The organism is Bartonella sp. AU16XJBT, assembly GCF_028618665.1.
GTDB lineage: Bacteria > Pseudomonadota > Alphaproteobacteria > Rhizobiales > Rhizobiaceae > Bartonella.
On the sequence record NZ_JAQITF010000001.1, the window covers coordinates 199,184 to 218,055 of the forward strand.

General features: G+C 35.5%; 17 protein-coding genes. 10 read left to right on the forward strand and 7 right to left on the reverse strand.

The features are described 5' to 3' along the window. Nucleotides 1-2: 2 nt before the first annotated feature. The 4 genes from PVV66_RS00670 (at nucleotide 3) to PVV66_RS00685 (ending at nucleotide 3,897) form a co-directional block, all read left to right on the forward strand. Nucleotides 3-851 carry an RNA methyltransferase gene (locus tag PVV66_RS00670; RefSeq protein WP_273717424.1) on the forward strand — a complete coding sequence of 283 codons (849 nt, stop codon included), beginning with the start codon at nucleotides 3-5 and terminating at the stop codon, nucleotides 849-851. Continuing rightward, nucleotides 848-1,351: a signal peptidase II gene (gene lspA / locus PVV66_RS00675; protein WP_273717423.1), complete on the forward strand. Its 504-nt coding sequence runs from the start codon at nucleotides 848-850 to the stop codon at nucleotides 1,349-1,351. Before PVV66_RS00670 ends, lspA begins: the two co-directional genes overlap by 4 nt. 796 nt (nucleotides 1,352-2,147) lie before the next feature. After that, nucleotides 2,148-2,921: a Bax inhibitor-1/YccA family protein gene (locus PVV66_RS00680; RefSeq protein ID WP_273717422.1), complete on the forward strand. Its 774-nt coding sequence runs from the start codon at nucleotides 2,148-2,150 to the stop codon at nucleotides 2,919-2,921. Nucleotides 2,922-3,033: 112 nt separating this feature from the next. Continuing rightward, nucleotides 3,034-3,897: an endonuclease/exonuclease/phosphatase family protein gene (locus PVV66_RS00685; protein ID WP_273717421.1), complete on the forward strand. Its 864-nt coding sequence runs from the start codon at nucleotides 3,034-3,036 to the stop codon at nucleotides 3,895-3,897. Nucleotides 3,898-3,903: 6 nt separating this feature from the next. Here the strand turns inward: PVV66_RS00685 and polA are convergent, their stop codons facing one another. The 6 genes from polA to PVV66_RS00715 form a co-directional block, all read right to left on the reverse strand. After that, entirely contained in the window at nucleotides 3,904-6,813 is a 2,910-nt protein-coding gene (gene polA, locus PVV66_RS00690; protein WP_273717420.1) for a DNA polymerase I, read from the reverse strand. 329 nt (nucleotides 6,814-7,142) lie between these two features. Continuing rightward, nucleotides 7,143-7,850, reverse strand: coding sequence for a DNA polymerase III subunit epsilon (dnaQ, locus tag PVV66_RS00695; RefSeq protein WP_273717419.1), 708 nt, complete (start codon nucleotides 7,848-7,850; stop codon nucleotides 7,143-7,145). 4 nt (nucleotides 7,851-7,854) lie between these two features. Continuing rightward, nucleotides 7,855-8,442 carry a dephospho-CoA kinase gene (gene coaE / locus PVV66_RS00700; protein WP_273717418.1) on the reverse strand — a complete coding sequence of 196 codons (588 nt, stop codon included), beginning with the start codon at nucleotides 8,440-8,442 and terminating at the stop codon, nucleotides 7,855-7,857. Then, a complete protein-coding gene (locus PVV66_RS00705) occupies nucleotides 8,439-9,311 on the reverse strand; it encodes a shikimate dehydrogenase (protein WP_273717417.1) in 873 nt (290 codons plus the stop codon). The genes coaE and PVV66_RS00705 overlap by 4 nt, the downstream gene beginning before the upstream one ends. Next, nucleotides 9,304-9,900, reverse strand: coding sequence for a Maf family nucleotide pyrophosphatase (locus tag PVV66_RS00710; RefSeq protein ID WP_273717416.1), 597 nt, complete (start codon nucleotides 9,898-9,900; stop codon nucleotides 9,304-9,306). The genes PVV66_RS00705 and PVV66_RS00710 overlap by 8 nt, the downstream gene beginning before the upstream one ends. Nucleotides 9,901-9,912: 12 nt before the next feature. Then, entirely contained in the window at nucleotides 9,913-10,737 is an 825-nt protein-coding gene (locus PVV66_RS00715; protein ID WP_273717415.1) for a pyruvate, water dikinase regulatory protein, read from the reverse strand. Nucleotides 10,738-11,301: 564 nt separating this feature from the next. On the opposite strand from PVV66_RS00715, the gene rho reads away from it, so the two are divergent. The 6 genes from rho (at nucleotide 11,302) to PVV66_RS00745 (ending at nucleotide 18,266) form a co-directional block, all read left to right on the forward strand. Then, complete coding sequence (rho, locus tag PVV66_RS00720; protein ID WP_005774324.1) at nucleotides 11,302-12,567, forward strand: transcription termination factor Rho; 1,266 nt, start codon at nucleotides 11,302-11,304, stop codon at nucleotides 12,565-12,567. Between the two features lie 31 nt (nucleotides 12,568-12,598). Next, nucleotides 12,599-13,906 carry a tRNA uridine-5-carboxymethylaminomethyl(34) synthesis GTPase MnmE gene (gene mnmE, locus PVV66_RS00725; RefSeq protein WP_273717414.1) on the forward strand — a complete coding sequence of 436 codons (1,308 nt, stop codon included), beginning with the start codon at nucleotides 12,599-12,601 and terminating at the stop codon, nucleotides 13,904-13,906. Between the two features lie 107 nt (nucleotides 13,907-14,013). Next, on the forward strand, nucleotides 14,014-15,882 hold the full coding sequence (gene mnmG / locus PVV66_RS00730; RefSeq protein ID WP_273717413.1) for a tRNA uridine-5-carboxymethylaminomethyl(34) synthesis enzyme MnmG: 1,869 nt from the start codon (nucleotides 14,014-14,016) through the stop codon (nucleotides 15,880-15,882). Further along, the gene (rsmG, locus tag PVV66_RS00735; RefSeq protein WP_273717412.1) at nucleotides 15,882-16,529 is read left to right on the forward strand and encodes a 16S rRNA (guanine(527)-N(7))-methyltransferase RsmG; all 648 of its coding nucleotides are present in this window, start codon (nucleotides 15,882-15,884) and stop codon (nucleotides 16,527-16,529) included. Before mnmG ends, rsmG begins: the two co-directional genes overlap by 1 nt. Before the next feature lie 6 nt (nucleotides 16,530-16,535). Next, nucleotides 16,536-17,333 (forward strand): ParA family protein, encoded by a 798-nt coding sequence (locus tag PVV66_RS00740; protein WP_012232630.1) that lies wholly within the window; start codon nucleotides 16,536-16,538, stop codon nucleotides 17,331-17,333. Nucleotides 17,334-17,369: 36 nt separating this feature from the next. After that, complete coding sequence (locus tag PVV66_RS00745; RefSeq protein ID WP_273717411.1) at nucleotides 17,370-18,266, forward strand: ParB/RepB/Spo0J family partition protein; 897 nt, start codon at nucleotides 17,370-17,372, stop codon at nucleotides 18,264-18,266. Nucleotides 18,267-18,290: 24 nt separating this feature from the next. On the opposite strand, the gene PVV66_RS00750 is transcribed toward PVV66_RS00745, so the two are convergent. After that, the gene (locus tag PVV66_RS00750) at nucleotides 18,291-18,800 is read right to left on the reverse strand and encodes a hypothetical protein (protein WP_273717410.1); all 510 of its coding nucleotides are present in this window, start codon (nucleotides 18,798-18,800) and stop codon (nucleotides 18,291-18,293) included. Nucleotides 18,801-18,872 lie beyond the last annotated feature (72 nt).

An 18,872-nucleotide genomic window follows, 5' to 3' on the forward strand; every position in this document is an offset into this window, starting at 1 on the left:
ACATGTGTGGACAAAAAACTGGTAGAGTGAAAGAAATTACCTCTCTTAGCAACCCCATCATAAAAGATCTTAAAGCACTTAGCCAAAAGAAAAACCGTAATCGAGAAAGTCTTTTTATGGCAGAGGGATTAAAATTGATCATTGATGCTCTCAATCTCGGCTGGACAATACAGACGCTTATTTTTTCTAAAAGCGAAATTGGTAATGCTACTATCGAAAATACTGCTGCACGCGCTGTAGCCAATGGTGGTTTTGTTATTAAAGCCTCACAAAAGGTTATGGAATCACTTACTCGACGTGATAATCCACAAACAGTTATTGGTATTTTCAAACAAAAATGGCAACCTCTTGAAATGATAAAAGGACAGGCTAAAGATGTTTACATCGCGCTTGATCGTGTGCGTGATCCTGGAAATCTTGGAACCATTATTCGCACTGCTGATGCTGTCGGTGCTAAAGGTGTTATTTTAATTGGTGAAACAACAGACCCGTTCTCACCTGAAACAGTTCGTGCAACCATGGGATCTATTTTCTCTATACCCCTTTATCGTTTTGATGAAAGCACCTTTTTAAACTGGTCTGCTCACTTTAAAGGTATGATCGTTGGCACGCATCTCAAAGGATCTCTGGATTATCGTAAACTTGATTTGAAAAATGGTCCTATCATCCTTTTAATGGGAAATGAAAAACAAGGGTTATCAGATATTCTGACAAGTCGGTGTGATAAACTTGCGCGTATTCCACAAAGTGGGCGCGCTGACTCGCTTAATCTGGCTATAGCAACAGCTGTTATGCTTTATGAAATTCGTCGCCCTTATTTAACACTGGAACCATGCGAGGAAAAAATATGATCCGTAAATCACTCCCTTTTCTTCTCTTTGGCTTAGCCCTTACAGTAGGACTTGACCAAGCTGTTAAGTACTGGGTTATGCAAAATATGCCTTTAGGAACAGAAATCCCTCTTATTCCTTTCCTTTCCCTTTATCATGTGCGTAATTCTGGCATTGCATTTTCGTTTTTTTCTTCCTTTTCTCACTGGGGAATCATTGCCATTACGATCATTGTGATTATCTTTCTTCTATGGTTATGGAAAAATACTGAACATAATAAATTTTTAATGCGCTTTGGTCTTATCCTTATTATTGGGGGAGCAATCGGCAATCTTATTGATCGTATTCGCTTTCATCATGTCACTGATTACATACTTTTTTATATTGATGATATTTTTCATTTTGCTATTTTCAACCTTGCAGATAGTTTTATTACACTTGGTGTTATTGCCATCCTTATTGAAGAATTGTGCACTTGGATGAAAGCAAAACGTCATTCCAACCATCCATCTCCTCATTGATGTTCTCATCGCCTCAAAAAAACAGAGATTTTTAACCATCATAAGTCTGATTACAAATTGATTTCTTTTGATCCATTTTTGCGGTTAATCGTTTAAAATATTTTTCTTTATGAGCTTTTATTTTCTTTTCAACTTTACATTTCCATCTTTGCTCAATACAAAAGAACTGACTTCAAATAGAAATCAATACCTCTTTATCTATATGTCCTCTATAACATCATGATATGAAAATATTTTACAGCATTTAAAATTCTATTTATTTGCTTAGAGTAATTGCTTTTCGTATATTTTTTAGTTTTTACAGATATCATTTCTTACAGTACTTTTCTTTAGCTTCGTTAAAAAATACTCCTTTTTTATTTTTAGATATTGTCTAAATTGCCAAGGGCTGTTGCAACATTAAAAGCTTATAAATAAACGATGATGCCAGCTTAATCCTTCATAAGCGTAAAGATAGATATTTTGTAGATGGGAATTATAGGGTTCCTGTGAATAATAAAAAGCTTCTAGTATCGTCTTTTTATCTTGCAAAAATATGGTAAAAAAAACGGAAATATTTTTCATAAAAATGAACCTTTTCCTTACCAATTTGTAAGGTTCCTTGCTTAGATAAATCTCTTGTAATTTTTAAATAAATCTCCATAATAAAGGGGAATATGCTGGAATTCCGTCAGTGATTCTGAAAGGTTTTTGTATTTGCTAATTTAAGGCTTATACGAGGTTTATCTCTGTAATGAGAGAGACACTTTTAAAAAAGTCAATATCTGACGGGACATATGCTAAAGGATTTTATATTATGGCTAATTTTAAAAATTTACGTTCAGCGCCTGCTTCTCATGCTGATGCATCAATTGATCAGGGATTGCGCGACTATATGTTGGGTGTCTATAATACAATGGCCATTGGTTTGCTTATTACAGCTGTTGCCGCTTATGCAATTGTATCATTAGCAACGACAACAGATATGAGCCAAGCAGCAGCTCAGATCAATAGCAGTGTTTATTTAACATCATTTGGAGTAACATTTTATACATCTCCATTTTCTTATATTGTTATGTTTGCACCACTCGTTGCCGTTTTATTTCTCAGTTTTAAAATTAATACATTGAGCACAAATGCTGCTCGTAGCCTCTTTTTTGGTTATGCCGCTCTGATTGGGCTTTCATTGTCTTCTATCGTTTTGCGTTATACGACAGAAAGTATTGTACAAACCTTTGTCATTTCCGCTGCAACTTTTGGAGCTCTTTCACTTTATGGATACACAACAAAGCGTGATCTTACAGCAATTGGTTCGTTCTTATTCATGGGATTGATCGGTTTGTTTCTTTCTATGATCGTGAACATTTTTCTTGGATCAAGTGCTTTGCAATTTGCTATCTCCGTTATTGGTGTTTTTATCTTTGCGGGTTTAACAGCTTACGATACTCAGAACATTAAGTTAATGTATTATGAAGGAGATGAAGGCGACACCAGAGGACGTAAAGTTATTATGGGTGCATTGAGTCTTTATCTTGATTTCATCAATATGTTTGTTTTCTTGCTACAATTTCTTGGCTCAAACCGTGATTGATTGCAAAAATCATCGCTTAATGAAAGAACCTTGTTTCTAAAAGAAACAAGGTTCTTTTGTTTTTAGTGTAAGTTTTTACCCTTTGCCTCTTAGGGACTATTCTTTTCGCAAAATGACAAAAATACCTTACAAGCAAAAATTCCCTAAGTTTAGCGACTTTATCCAACAAAAGCTCCATAACTCTCTTTTAAAGGCAATCTATAGCCGCTCTCATCATCAATCAAATATCCTCAACCCAAATAATCATTATGATCTGACCGTTGCCTCCTATAATGTGCATAAATGTGTAGGTGTTGATAAAATTTTTAATCCTACACGGATTGTTCGTGTTATTACTGAATTACAAGTTGATATCCTTGCTCTTCAAGAAGCAGATAAACGTTTTGGGGAACGCATTGGTTTGATTAATCTTCAGCTGTTAAAAGCTGAGACCGGCTTGATCCCTGTGCCTCTCAATACTATGTCACCTCATGGTCATGGTTGGCATGGGAACGCGCTTTTTTTGCGAAAGGGATATGTACGCGACACTTTACAAATCACTCTTCCCGGTATTGAACCACGTGGAGCTATCATTGTAGAATTAGAAATGGCAGCAGGCCCTATTCGTATTATCGCGGCTCATTTTAGCTTACTGCGTTATTCTCGTAAACAACAAACAAAAATGCTCCTTGCAATCTTGCAAAAACGCTCCCTTATGCCTACACTCCTCATGGGAGATTTTAATGAATGGCGGCTGGGAAAAGGCTCATCTTTAAATCATTTTTACCCCTATTTTGATAGCACACTTGAAGTTGTACCAAGCTTTCCCTCTCGCTTTCCTTTCTTAGCCCTTGATCGCGTTTTTGCCTTTCCTCACCAATTGGTAACAAATCTTGAAAACCACCATTCACCACTTGCGCGCATTGCCTCAGATCATTTGCCGATCAAAGCCTATCTTAATCTTTCCAATGCAATGAACATCCTTAAAAATAAATGAAAAAGGTTAATGTGCCTCATCCCAATTTTGAGCCATCATTACTTTCACTTCAAGGGGTACAGACAAAGATAAAACCGGCATTGTAGCATTTTCCATGACATTTTTAACAACAGCCATGGTTTTTTTACTCTCTTCTTCTGATACTTCAAAAATCAGTTCATCGTGCACTTGCAGCAACATTTTTGCTGATAGATTTTTTTCTTTTAAAGCATCTTCCATCTGTATCATAGCACGGCGAATAATATCGGCCGCAGAGCCTTGAATTGGCGCATTGATAGCTGCTCGCTCATTAAGAGAACGAATTTTTACATTCTTTGCTTTTATTTCTGGATAATGGATACGACGCCCAAAAATTGTTTCTACATAACCATTCTCACGCGCAAAGCTTTTGGTCTTTTCCATATAATCTTTAATTCCTGGAAATCTTTCAAAATAAAGTTGAATATAACGACTTGCTTCTTGGCGTGAAATCCCTAATTGATTGGCTAATCCAAAAGCTGAAATACCATAAATAATACCAAAATTAATCGCTTTTGCACGCCGTCGTATATCCGAATGCATTCCTTCTATCGCAACGCCAAACATTTGTGATGCCGTTATAGCGTGAATATCATGTCCTTTAGCAAAAGCTTCTTTTAATGCTTTTATATCAGCAATATGTGCAAGAATGCGTAATTCAATCTGACTGTAATCAGCAGAAAGCAAAACATGGTCTTTTCGAGCAATAAAAGCTGTTCGAATTTTACGTCCTTCAGCAGTTCGTACTGGAATATTTTGCAAATTTGGCTCTGATGATGATAATCGCCCTGTTGATGTTATTGCCAAAGAATAATTCGTATGAACACGCCCTGTTTTTGGTAAAATATAAGAAGGCAAAGCATCGGCATAGGTAGATTTTAGTTTTGCAAGTTGGCGCCACTCAATAATTTTACGCGGTAAAATATGACCTTCAGCAGACAACTCTTCTAAGGTCTGTGCAGAAGTTGACCATTGTCCGCCCTTGGTCTTAGCACCTCCAGGCAATCCCATTTTGCCAAAAAGAATATCCCCTAATTGCTTTGGCGAAGCAAGATTAAATTTTTCATCAGCTTGTTTGTAAATTTCCTCTTCTAAAATCAAAGCAGCTTGTGCCAATTCTCCTGAAAGACGCAATAAAATCTGCCGATCAATAAGAATCCCACGTTCTTCCATTCTTGCAAGAACTTCTACAAGAGGTCGATCAAGACGCTCATAAATTTTTGTCATACCCCGAGCGACAAGTTGCGGTTTCAATACTTGCCAAAGGCGTAGCGTTATATCGGCATCTTCCGCTGCATAAAGAGTTGCTTGTTTTAAATCTACTTGTGCAAAAGAAGTAATTTTTTTTCCATTATGTGTTAAATCTTTATAGGCAATTGGTTTATGTCCAAGCCAGCGTTCAGACAAATCATCCATATTATGGGTTAAAGTTCCAGCATCCAAAGCATATGACAAAAGCATAGTGTCATCAAAAGAACGTATTACAATGTCGTATTGCTTCATCACCAACCAATCATACTTTATATTCTGACCAATTTTTAACACGGCTGAATCTTCTAATAGCGGTTTTAAAAGTGCTAAAGCTTTTCTGGTTTCAATCTGCGAGGCAATGCGCCCACCCCTCAAAAGGTCCTCCTCTCCTTCATCAAAATGTTCAAGAGGTATATAGGCTGCTTTTTCTGGCTGTAATGCGAGTGAAAAACCAACAAGCTTTGCTTGCATCGGATCAAGAGATGTTGTCTCAGTATCAAAAGCGAAAAAACCTTGTTCTTGTGCTTGTGATAACCACTCTTTTAAAATTTCCTCATCAAGAATTGTTGTATAAGTATCTCTTGTAATTTTTTGAGTTATTGCTTGATCTTTACGTTTTTGTGCAAAAACTTGTGGAGAATTTTCAGAAAAATTATGAAGAGATTCTTTCTCAATATTTTTGATATCAGTATCATGCCCATGACTCAGTTTTTCCCACTCAACATCTACATCAAGTGTATCAATAACAGCTGCATCGCATGTCGTCGCTTCTGCTACACGACGCGTTAATGTTGAAAATTCCATCGCTTTCAAAAAAGCAATTAAGCGTGGTCCGTCTTGTGGCTCTAAAATAAAATCATCTAAATCACTGTCTATAGGAACATCTGTTTTAAGCCTAACAAGTTCACGAGAAATTTTAACCTGTTCACTATAAGCTTGTATGTTTTCACGTCGTTTTGTTTGTTTAATTTCAGTCACACGTTGCAACAAAAGATCAAGAGAACCAAACTGATTTAACAATTGAGCAGCAGTTTTTGGTCCAATACCTGGAATACCCGGTACGTTATCCGTCGAATCTCCAATTAACGCTTGTAAATCGATCATCTTTTCAGGGGTAACACCCCATTTTTCTATAACTTCTGAGATGCCTATATGCTTGTCTTTCATTCCATCATACAAGGATACATGCTTATTGACGAGTTGCATAAGATCCTTATCAGAAGATATAATGGTCGTTTTTGCACCAACCTTTGTTGCCAATTGTGCATAGGTTGCTATCAAATCATCCGCTTCAAAACCTTCCTTTTCAATACAAGGCAAGTTAAAAGCCTTTGTTGCTTGGCGTATTAATGCGAATTGAGGAATTAAATCTTCGGGAGGCTCAATGCGATTCGCTTTATACTGAGGGTAAATTTGTTTTCGAAAAGTATCAGATGAATAATCAAAAATAACAGCAAAGTGTGTTGGAACAATACCAGTCGCTGTGTTACGAGCGTCACAGAGTAATTTCCATAACATATTACAAAAACCAGCTACTGCTCCTACAGGAAGTCCATCCTTTTTACGTTTTAAAGGCGGTAAAGCATAGTAAGCACGAAAAACATAGCCCGATCCGTCAACCAACAAAAGATGATCTGTCGCTTTCATGACAATTTTATCTCTCCATTTCAGCTAAAAAAACACATTACCCTTATATATTTTTTTCACTTTTATTTTAATTTTTTTCATCTTGCCTCTAAAAAGCCATTTTTTCTTTTCATAAGACATGAAGTCGTTGCACTTTATATTACGTACCTAGAGCTTTTCTTTGCTGTTACAGGATTAATAGCTTTCATTTTGCTCCTCCTATGATAGCTGAGGTACGATGTAGCGACAAGGTCGTTGTGGTGTTCCCCTCCCCACAACGACCGTTTTTTTGGCATCTGTATTTTCTATTTTTAATCTTAAATAATTTTTTTAGAGAAAAGGTAAGGATGTTATTCATGAATTTTGAAATTATTCCACAGAGCTTTTTCGCCCATTTTATTGATAAAATCAGCGTGCAACCTTTTTTCTTGTGCACTCAATCTTGAAGGTAAAGCCTGTGGACGAAATTTAACTGCATAAAACGTATCTTTCTCATTTTGGGTATGTTCATCAACACTTCTTTTGTTATCAAAACCCAATACGCCCTGCTTTCCACCAATCAGTTCAATATAAACATCGGCCAAAATCTCTGCATCAAGGAGAGCACCATGAAGAACACGATGACTGTTATCAATTCCAAAACGTTTGCATAAAATATCAAGAGAATTAGGGCCCATAGGAAATTTACGCCGTGCCATAGCCAATGTATCAAGAATATTATCAACACTGATAAGCGGCTTATTGACACGTTTTAATTCTGCATTAATAAAACCTATATCAAAACTCGCATTGTGCGCAATCATGGTCGCACCATTGATAAATTCTAAAAAATCATCAACAATATCACTAAAACTTTTCTCGTTTTTTAGACGTTCATTGGTTAATCCATGAATTGCTACAACTTCATCAGGAATAATAACGCCTTCAGGGTTTAAATAAACGTGAAATTGGCGCCCCGTAAGATAACGATCAACCATTTCTACACAACCAATTTCGATTATGCGATCTTTCTCTTTATCTAAACCTGTTGTTTCTGTATCAAAAATAATTTCCCGCATGATTTTAATTCTTCAGCAATTTTCTTATTACATCAAAAACTTGTTGACGTGTATTCTCTAGATCTTTCCCTGTATCAATTATAAAATCAGCACGCTCTCGTTTTTTTTCATCCGGCATTTGTTGAGCATTGATAAAGGCAAATTTTTTCTCATTCATACCTTGTCGAATCATTACACGTTCTTTTTGTATTGCTGGTGGAGCAGAAACAACAATAACGCCATCCACACGACTTTCACCATTTTTTTCAAACAGAAGTGGAATATCAAGAATAACTAATTTTTCCCCCTGGTGGCGCGCTGTGTTAATAAATTCTTTTTCTTTTTCTTGCACCAAAGGGTGAATTATTTTTTCTAATGTTTGTAATTTTTCCTTATCGTCAATCAAAATTTCAGAAAGTTTCAAACGATTAACTTCACCATTTTCAACAACACCAGGAAAAATACGCTCTATGCGAGATAAAGCTGGCTCGCTTTTATAAAGCTGTTGTACTGCCTCATCAGCACTAAAAACAGAAATACCCGCTTGCTTAAAAAAATCAGCAACTGTTGATTTTCCCATAGCAATTGATCCCGTCAATCCTATGATCTTCATTCTCTCTCTTCACTCATATCCTCTAAAATAGCTGTCCGTAAAGCTTTTGTTACTTGTGGTCTTATTCCAAACCACCGTTCAAAACCTATAACAGCCTGATGTAGAAGCATCCCAAACCCATCAACAGTTTTTAGACCACAAGCTTTTGCCCGTTGTAAAAAAGGGGTTATCAATGGTGTATAAACAATATCTGTTACTAATGCCGTTTTTTTTGCCTTATGAAAATCACAAAAAAAAGAATCACTTTTTTCTTCAGTTTTTTTTATGCTAATAGAAGTTGTATTAACAATTAAATCAGCTTGATAAAGTATTTCATCGATTTTATGCCAATCGTAGACTTTAATGGTTTTTCCAAAATGTTGGGCTAAATCATCAGCGCGTTGTTTTGTACGGTTAACTAAATAAATCTGCTCAAATCCCCGTTTTTTTAAAGCATATAGGATAGCGCGTGCAGCGCCACCTGCTCCAAATACAAGAGCTGTTTCCCCTCCCCAATCAGATGCAAAATCATCAAGATTAGCGCTAAAACCATAGGCATCACTATTTGTGGCACAAAGTTTATCTCCTTCATACCAAAGTGTATTAGCAGCACCAATCATTGTTGCTCTCTCATCTTTATAATCTGCTAAACGAAAGGCTTCTTGTTTATGCGGTAAAGTAACATTTCCTCCACAAAAGCCCATTTTTTGTAAAGAAGTAATAAAATAACTGAATTTTTCAGAGGTTACTTCCTGTGCAAGATATTCCCCTTGTAAACCATATTGTTTAAGCCAAAAATTATGAATTCTTGGCGATTTTGAATGATGAATAGGAAAACCAACAACAAAAGCACGGGGATAATTTATTTTTTCTATTGTTAAGTCAACCATCAATAATTCCTAAATGACGTAATTTTACGAGTAGAGGTAGCAAAGGTAAACCAACAATGGTAAAAAAATCTCCATCAATTTTTTCAAAGAGATGAATCCCTTCCCCTTCAATTTGATAGACTCCCACACTGTTTAGAACATCTTTTCCTACGCGCGCTAAATAACGTTCAATAAATTTTGATGAAAGTAAACGTACGGACATATGGGCACTAAAAGCTTCAACCCAAATTTTTTGTCCATTTTTAAATAAAGCTACTGCACTATGAAGAGAATGCGTTTTTCCTGATAAATCACATAAACGTTGATGTGCTTCCTTAATATTTGTTGCTTTATGAAAAACTTGACCTTCCAAATCAAGCACTTGATCACAACCAATAACGAAAGCATTAGGAAAACGATCTGAAACATTTTTTGCTTTTGCACTCGCAAGAAAACAGCTGAGTTCTTTGAGTGTTTTTTCTTTTGCTTTTTTTTCTACTTCTCTTTCATCAAAAGAAGCTCCCTCAATGAAAAAATTTAAACCTGCTTTTTTCAATAATTGTGCACGATAAGAACTAAGAGATGCTAATATTAATGTCTCTGCGTTCATAAGAATTTTCTCTCATTTTCCTTCACGAAATCGTGATAAAAGTTCAAATATTGCAGCAGCAGTTTCTTCAATAGAGCGCCTTGTGACATCAATAATAGGCCAACCAAAACGTTCGCAAATGCGTTTTGCATAGATTAATTCTTCAGCTATGTTAATACGATTCGTATAACTCTCAAGAGCAAAACCTTCTCCCAACTCTCGATTTTGGCGAATATGTGAGATTCTTTCAGCTGAAGCAATTAAACCAATAATCAAAGAACTTTTTGCCTCTAAAAGGGATTCTGGCAAATCAATATTAGGAATAAGGGGGACATTGGCCGTTTTGATTCCGCGATTTGCTAAATAGATACTTGTTGGTGTTTTAGAGGTTCTTGAAATTCCTACAAGAATTACATCTGCTTCAGACAAGCTACTGGAAGACTGTCCGTCATCATGCTCTATCGTAAAATCGAGTGCCTCAATACGACGAAAATAATCTGCATTAAGATCATGTTGTGCACTCGCACGTAAGTGTGTTGGCATCCCAAGGTAAGACTGAAAAGCATTTAAAACAGGGTATAATATATCAATACAGGGAACTTTTATTTTTTCGCATTTTTTTTGAAGAAGAAGTTTAAGTTCTTCATCAATTATTGTGTAAAGAACAATACCTGGCTCTTGTTGTATTTCATCAAGAGCTTTTTGTAACTGTACTTTATTACGAATCATAGGATAGATATGCTCTGTTGCCTGAATCATGGTATACTGCGATGCTACAGCTCTTCCAACAGAGATTAATGTTTCCCCCGTTGCATCAGAAAGCATGTGTAAATGAAAGGATTTTTTTTCTTTTGTCACAAAAATTTTAACTCCTTGTTAAGACATGTGTATATATCTTCAGAAATTTTTATAAAACTAAAATTTAGGAAAATTTTTCCATTATTATGCACAAATTAAACCCTTGTGATAATCGAAGTCCTCTTATAAGAAAAAAGAGGGGATAATAGCTTTAAGATAGTGTTATTTTTATTCTTTTTTTCTTTTCTTTTGTGGATAAAATTGAGGATAAATAAAGCATAAATAATAATTCACACTAAACACAGCTTTAAATAAAAAGAATCCTCTCTTAATATAAATTTATTAATAAAAAGTTTTGGAAAAATGCTTTTGAATGATATTTCATTGATGCTATAGGTTAAGTTCATATTTTTATTATGAAATAATTAAATACTATTCGGATTTTATATTTTTTCAAATTTTTTACATAATTTCTTAATATTACACGAATAAATTTCATATAAATGGCACTTGCAGATTGAAAAAATTGAGTGTAAAATATTTTTTTCTTATAAATATTTCATTCTATAAAATCTCCAAAATTGTTTAGGGTAATTCTCTCCTTAATTATAAAGAGCATACTTCATGCAAAAAATGAAACTACAAGAACTTAAAAGCAAAAATCCCGTTGAACTTGTTTCTTTTGCTGAAACATTGGAAGTTGAAAATGCTTCCCTTATGCGCAAACAAGAATTAATGTTTGCTATTTTGAAAAAACTTGCTCTACAAGATGTAGAAATTATAGGAGAAGGTGTTGTTGAAGTTTTACAAGACGGTTTTGGATTTTTGCGGTCTGCTGACGCTAACTATCTTCCTGGACCTGATGATATTTATCTTTCACCTTCACAAATTCAGTCTTTTTCTTTAAAAACAGGTGATACCATTGAAGGTCCTATACGGAGCCCAAAAGAAGGGGAGCGTTATTTTGCTCTTCTTAAAATTAATACAATTAATTTCGAAAAACCTGAGAAGATTCGCTACAAAATTCACTTTGATAATCTTACGCCTCTTTATTCAAATGAACGTTTCCAAATGGAAATACAAGATCCTACAGAGAAGGATATGTCATCGCGTGTAATTGATCTGATATCTCCATTGGGAAAAGGACAAAGAGGATTAATTGTCGCGCCACCTCGGACGGGAAAAACAGTTTTATTGCAAAATATTGCTCATTCTATTACCACTAATCATCCCGAATGTTATCTTATTGTTCTTTTGATTGATGAACGACCAGAAGAGGTTACTGATATGCAGCGGTCAGTAAAAGGAGAGGTTGTTTCTTCTACTTTTGATGAACCTGCAATACGTCACGTACAAGTAGCAGAAATGGTCATTGAAAAAGCCAAACGCCTCGTTGAATATGGACGTGATGTTGTTATTCTTCTGGATTCTATTACACGTTTAGGTCGTGCATATAATACGGTTGTTCCTTCTTCAGGTAAGGTTTTGACAGGTGGGGTGGATGCAAATGCCTTACAGCGCCCAAAACGTTTTTTTGGTGCTGCACGTAATATTGAGGAAGGTGGATCTTTAACCATCATTGCAACGGCTTTGATTGATACAGGTAGCCGTATGGATGAGGTTATTTTTGAAGAATTTAAAGGAACTGGTAACTCGGAAATCGTTCTTGATCGAAAAGTTGCTGATAAGCGTATTTTCCCTGCTATGGACATTTTGAAGTCAGGAACGCGTAAAGAAGAACTTTTAGTCGCACGACAAGATTTGCATAAAATTTTTGTTCTTCGTCGTATTTTAGCGCCTATGAATGTAACAGATGCAATTGAGTTTTTGATTGATAAATTAAAGCAAACAAAAAACAATAGTGAATTTTTTGATTCAATGAATACCTAGAGACATTAAAGTTTTTATTAGGAAAAAACCTGTGGATACAATCTTTGCTGTTTCGAGTGGATTGTTACCTTCAGGGGTTGCAGTCATTCGGCTTTCTGGTCCTCATGTTGTGCATATCGTTAAAACACTGTGTGGTTGTTTACCTAAAGCACGCTTTATGCATTATGGAAATCTCATTGCTCGTGATGGTAGTTTTTTAGATTCTGCTTTAACTGTTTTTTTTCCTGCTCCTCATAGTTTTACGGGAGAAGATTGTGCAGAATTCCATTTACATGGCGGAAAAGCAGTTGTTAATCGTTTTCTCGATGAATTATCGACATTTTCTGGATGCCGTATTGCAGAGGCGGGTGAATTTTCACGTCGTGCATTTATGGAGGGAAAATTAGATCTTGTTCAAGCAGAAGGTCTTGCTGATTTAATAGAAGCAGAAACGGAAAGCCAACGGCGTTTAGCGGTTATGGGGACAAGTGGACATTTAACAACACTTTATCGTGATTGGCGTCATAAGCTTACAAAGGCGCGTGCTTTTATTGAAGCAGAACTTGATTTTGCTGATGAAGCAGATATTCCTGATGCAATATCCTATAAAATTTGGAAAGATGTAGAAGATCTTTGTACTTCTCTTCGAGAACATATTCGTGAAGGAGAACGTGCGAGTATTTTACGTGATGGATTAAAAATTGTTATTGCGGGGGCTCCTAATTCTGGGAAATCAAGCATTATGAATCGTCTTGCAGGAAGATCTGTTGCTATTGTGACGGAAGAAGCTGGAACGACTCGTGATGCTTTAGAAATGAGACTTACTCTTGGTGGTTTACCTATTTTTTTAACGGATACTGCTGGTTTTAGAAAAACAGAAAATAAAATAGAACAATTAGGAATAGAAGTTGCTAAACAGCATGTGAGAGAAGCTGATTTGGTTATTTTAGTTTATGATATGGGAAATCCTAAGCAAGTTGATTTACCAGAAACATCGGCTGAAATATGGCGTGTTGGTAATAAGCTTGATCTTTATGAGAAAAATGATCCATGCTGGTCTATACAATTTTCTGCATTAACTGGTTTAAATTTTGATTGTTTTATCAAAGAACTTGAATCATTTTGTCATCATCGTGCTTCTGAAGTTGGCAATCTTGTTCCGGCGCGTAAAAGACAACTTCAATTATTAAAGGAAGCTGTTAAGGAGATTGAAAATTCTCTCAATTATCATTCTCTTGATCTCAGTTTACGCGCAGAACATCTCCGTCGTGCAAGTGATTTTCTTGGAAGAATTACGGGAGATATTGATGTTGAAGATTTACTTGATATTATTTTTTCAGAGTTTTGTGTTGGTAAATAATGATTCACGTGAAACATTGATTATTTCATAGACAGATTTAAAAGATTATGTAATTTATATCCTGTTTCACGTGAAACCTTAGAACTATTCTCTATGGAATGAATTAAATGCAATCATATGATGTTATCATTGTTGGTGGTGGTCATGCAGGCTGTGAAGCAGCTTCAGCTTCAGCGCGTGTAGGTGCACGTACAGCACTTGTGACACATAAAATATCAGCACTGGGAACAATGTCGTGTAATCCTGCTATTGGGGGGCTTGGGAAAGGGCATTTAGTACGTGAAATAGATGCGTTAGATGGTCTCATGGGAAGAGCAGCAGATGCTGCTGGAATTCAGTTTAGACTCCTTAATCGACGTAAGGGACCAGCAGTGAGAGGTCCACGGGCACAAGCTGATAGACAACTCTATAAAGAAGCCATTCAAAAATTTTTAAAAGAACAAGAAAATCTGACGCTTGTTGAAGATGAAGTTATTGATTTGTTTTTAAAAGATCATAGTGTATCAGGTGTTATTTTAAAAAGACAAGGAACAATTTTTTCCGGCGCTGTTGTTTTAACAACAGGGACATTTTTAAATGGCTTTATTCATATTGGTGATAAAACATGGGCTGCTGGCCGCATGGGAGATCCATCAAGTGTGAAACTTGCTGAACGTTTGAAAAATTATCATATAAAACTTGGGCGATTTAAAACTGGAACCCCTGCTCGTTTGAGTAAAAAAACAATAGATTGGGATCGTCTTCCAAAACAACAAGCAGATGAAAATCCTGTTCCTTTTTCTCTTTTAACAGAAAAAGTTGAACAGCCACAAATTGAATGTGCAATAACACGTACAAATACACAAACACATCAAATTATTCGTGATAATATTCATCTTTCTGCTTTATATTCTGGAAATATTGAAGGATTAGGACCTCGTTATTGTCCCTCGATTGAAGATAAAATTGTTAAATTTGGGGAACGTGATGGACATCAGATTTTCCTGGAACCAGAAGGATTAAATGATGATACGATTTATCCAAATGGTCTTTCTACTTCTCTTCCTGAAGATGTACAAATTTCCTTCTTGAAAACCATTGAAGGATTGGAAAATGCTACAGTTTTACAGCCCGGTTATGCTATTGAGTATGATTTTGTTAATCCACAACAATTAACAAGAAGCTTAGAATTACGCTCTTTACCAGGATTGTTTTTAGCGGGACAAATCAATGGTACAACAGGATATGAGGAAGCTGCAGCACAAGGACTTTTAGCAGGATTAAATGCGGCACGTAAAGTTGGAAAATTAGATGAAATACTTATAAGTCGTTCTATCGCTTATATTGGTGTTATGGTTGATGATTTGGTTTCACGAGGTGTTTGTGAACCTTATAGAATGTTTACATCACGTGCTGAATTTCGTTTATCTTTACGGTCTGATAATGCTGATACGCGTTTAACACCTTTGGCCCAAGAATGGGATATTGTCAGTAAAGTACGTTGGGATTGTTATAAGAAAAAGAAACAACGGCTTGATCAAGCACGATCAATATGCAAAAATCTCTTTTTAACACCTAATGAAGCTTCTGCTCATGGATTACACGTGAATCATGATGGAATTCGGCGTTCGGCTTATGATTTTCTTGCTTATCCTCATATGACTTTAGAGCGTCTTTCACATTTTTGGCCACAATTACGAACAATTGATTCTAAAACGGTAGAATCTTTAGAAATTGAAGCACAATATGCGGTTTATTTAGATAAACAAGCACAAGATATTGCCTCTCTTCAGAGAGATGAACGTTTGGAAATTCCTTCATCTCTTGATATTCAGGCAATTTCAGGTCTTTCAAACGAACTTAAATCAAAAATTCAAGAAGTGTCGCCGCGTTCAATTGCTGATGCACAAAAAATTGATGGTATGACACCCGCCGCGTTATCCCTTATTATTACGTATATTCAACGTCAACGACGTGAAAAGGCTAAAACAGCTTAATGGATTCTTCTATAGAACAAAAGTACAAGCAACTGTTAGATATTATTCCTTCTGTTTCACGTGAAACGATGGAAAATTTAATTCAGTTTGAGTCTTTAATACTTCAATGGAATGCACACATTAATTTGATATCTGCTACAACAATACCAGATTTATGGAAACGGCATGTTTTAGATTCAGCACAAATTTTTCCTTTGTGTAGTCATTCTTTGCAGTGGTGTGATCTAGGATCAGGAGGAGGTTTTCCCGCAATTGTGATTGCTATCTTTCTGAAAGAAAAAAAATCAGGACATATTAATCTTGTTGAAAGTAATGGAAAAAAAGTTGCTTTTTTGCGAACAGTTATTGCTCAACTTAATCTTCCTGCAACGGTTTATCATGCTAGAATTGAAGATATCTATCAAAAAATTCCCATATCCGATATTATAACGGCACGGGGACTAGCGCCGCTCAATGAGCTTTTACAGCTTATTTTTCCTTTATTAACAGAAAAAACAATCGCTCTTTTGCAAAAAGGTCGGGATTACGCTACAGAAATAAAAAATGCCTCTGCCAATTGGCGCTTTGATCTGTTAAAACATAAAAGTAAAGTTGATGAAAATTCTGTTATTTTAGAAATTTCTCATATTCGATCATATAGAGGGTAAAGCAAAATGAGCGAAACACGAATTATCGCTATTGCAAACCAAAAGGGTGGAGTCGGAAAAACAACCACAGCAATTAATCTTGCAACGGCTTTAGCAGCCATTGGTGAAAATGTTCTTATTATGGATGTTGATCCACAAGGTAATGCTAGTACAGGCTTAGGAATTGATCGTAATAGCCGTCCTTTATCGTCTTATGATGTTCTGGTTTCAGGAGTTTCAATTACACAAGCAGCTTTAAAAACAGCCGTACCCAATCTTCATATAGTTCCTTCTACACTTGATCTTTTAGGTGTGGAGATGGAAATTTCTTCATCACAAGATCGTATCCAACGTTTACGTAAAGCTCTCTATGATGATCCGGAAATGGAAAAAAAATTCAATTATATTTTAATTGATTGTCCACCATCACTTAATCTTCTTACATTGAATGCTATGGGGGCTGCCGATTCTGTTTTGGTACCTATGCAATGTGAATTTTTAGCGCTTGAAGGTTTAAGTCAATTGCTTGAAACAGTAAAACAAGTACGATCTGTTCTTAATCCATCTCTAGAAATCCAAGGTATCGTTCTGACAATGTATGATGGACGTAATAATCTTTCAAATCAAGTTGTTGAAGATGTACGCTCTTTTATGGGAGATAAAGTTTATCGTACTGTTATTCCACGAAATGTAAGAGTATCAGAAGCACCCTCTTTTGGTAAACCTGTATTGCTTTATGATCTCAAATGTGCTGGAAGCCAAGCTTATTTGCGTCTAGCATCAGAAATGATACAACGTGAAAAACAAGCACGTGCTGCTGCTTAGAAATATAAAAAAACTAAAAATTCAAAGAGAAAAATTATGAATGATGATCTCTCAAAAAAAAGACTAGGACGTGGATTAGCAGCATTGATTGGAGATATCAATTTAAACAACAATCTTGCACGTTCATCAAGTTTTGATAAATTGACTGAATCCAGTAGCATTTCCGAACGATTTGTTCCTCTTGAATCTATTTCATGTAATCCTCACAATCCGCGACGTCATTTTACTGAAACAGAGCTTGATAATTTAGCACAATCAATTCGTCAGCACGGTGTGGTTCAGCCTGTTATTGTAAGACCCTTAAAAGGTCATTCTCATCGGTTTGAATTGATCGCAGGTGAACGGCGTTGGCGTGCAGCACAACGTGCAAATTTAAGTCAATTGCCCGTTATTGTCCGTGATGTGGATGATAAAACTGCTTTGGAATTGGCTATTATTGAAAATGTTCAGCGGGCTGATCTTAATCCTATCGAAGAAGCAAAAGGATATGAGATGCTGTTGAATGAACATGATTATACACAAGTCGATTTAGCGCAAGTTATCGGAAAAAGTCGTAGTCATGTTGCAAATACACTTCGTTTGTTAAAACTTCCAGAAAAAGTACAACAACTTCTAACAGATGGGCAACTTTCTGCGGGACATGCACGGTGTCTTATAACTGTTGATAATCCACAAGATTTAGCTGAAAAAATTATCCGTGAAGGGCTTTCGGTACGTCAAACAGAAATACTTGCATATGAGCAGGCAAATCCTAAGACTAAAAAACGTACTGCTATGGAAAAAGATGCAGAAACAAAATCTTTAGAAAAATTACTTGCAGATGTCATTGGAATGAAAGTTATTATTCGTCATGGTAAAAAAGGTGGTGATTTAAAAATACATTATTCTTCACTAGAACAATTAGATGAAATTTGCCGTCGTTTACAAAGTTAATCAATTATTTTAAAAAGAGTTTTCTTAACAATTCCCTTTTAAAATTTTGATTATTCTATACATATGCTCTTTAGCAAATTCTATATTACTGGAAAGTACAACGTTTTGTTCATAAGTAGAAATTTCTTCATTTGTGAGCATATTCAGTGTTGCTTGAAGTGTTAGGTGGGCAACAATAAAATCTTTGGGTGTAAAATTATTTTCTCTTAAAATATTTACGAGTCCTCTTTTACTAGAAATATAAGTGATATATCTTTCAATGTGATCATCATAAGTGGTAGGATTATTCTTTGTATTTTGCGGTTCTAGAGGTAAATTTTTACATTCTTGTTCAATTTTCTCTAAATTTAAAAGAAGATCTTCTGTTAAGGGGTAGTTTGCAACAGAAGATGATATAAGAGAGGGATTATTTGTTTTTTGCTTTTTGTCTTGAGCATGTAATGCAAAAGGAAAAAGGAAAAGAAAGTACAATGCAAACTTAAACATAATTAAAAAATATTCTTCTTTTTTGAATTTCAATAAAGACTTTTTCATCTGTTGCTCTTTATTTTTAGGAAAAGTCATTTGAATATAACCAGAAGATAGTTATTCAGAATGGTAAAATAT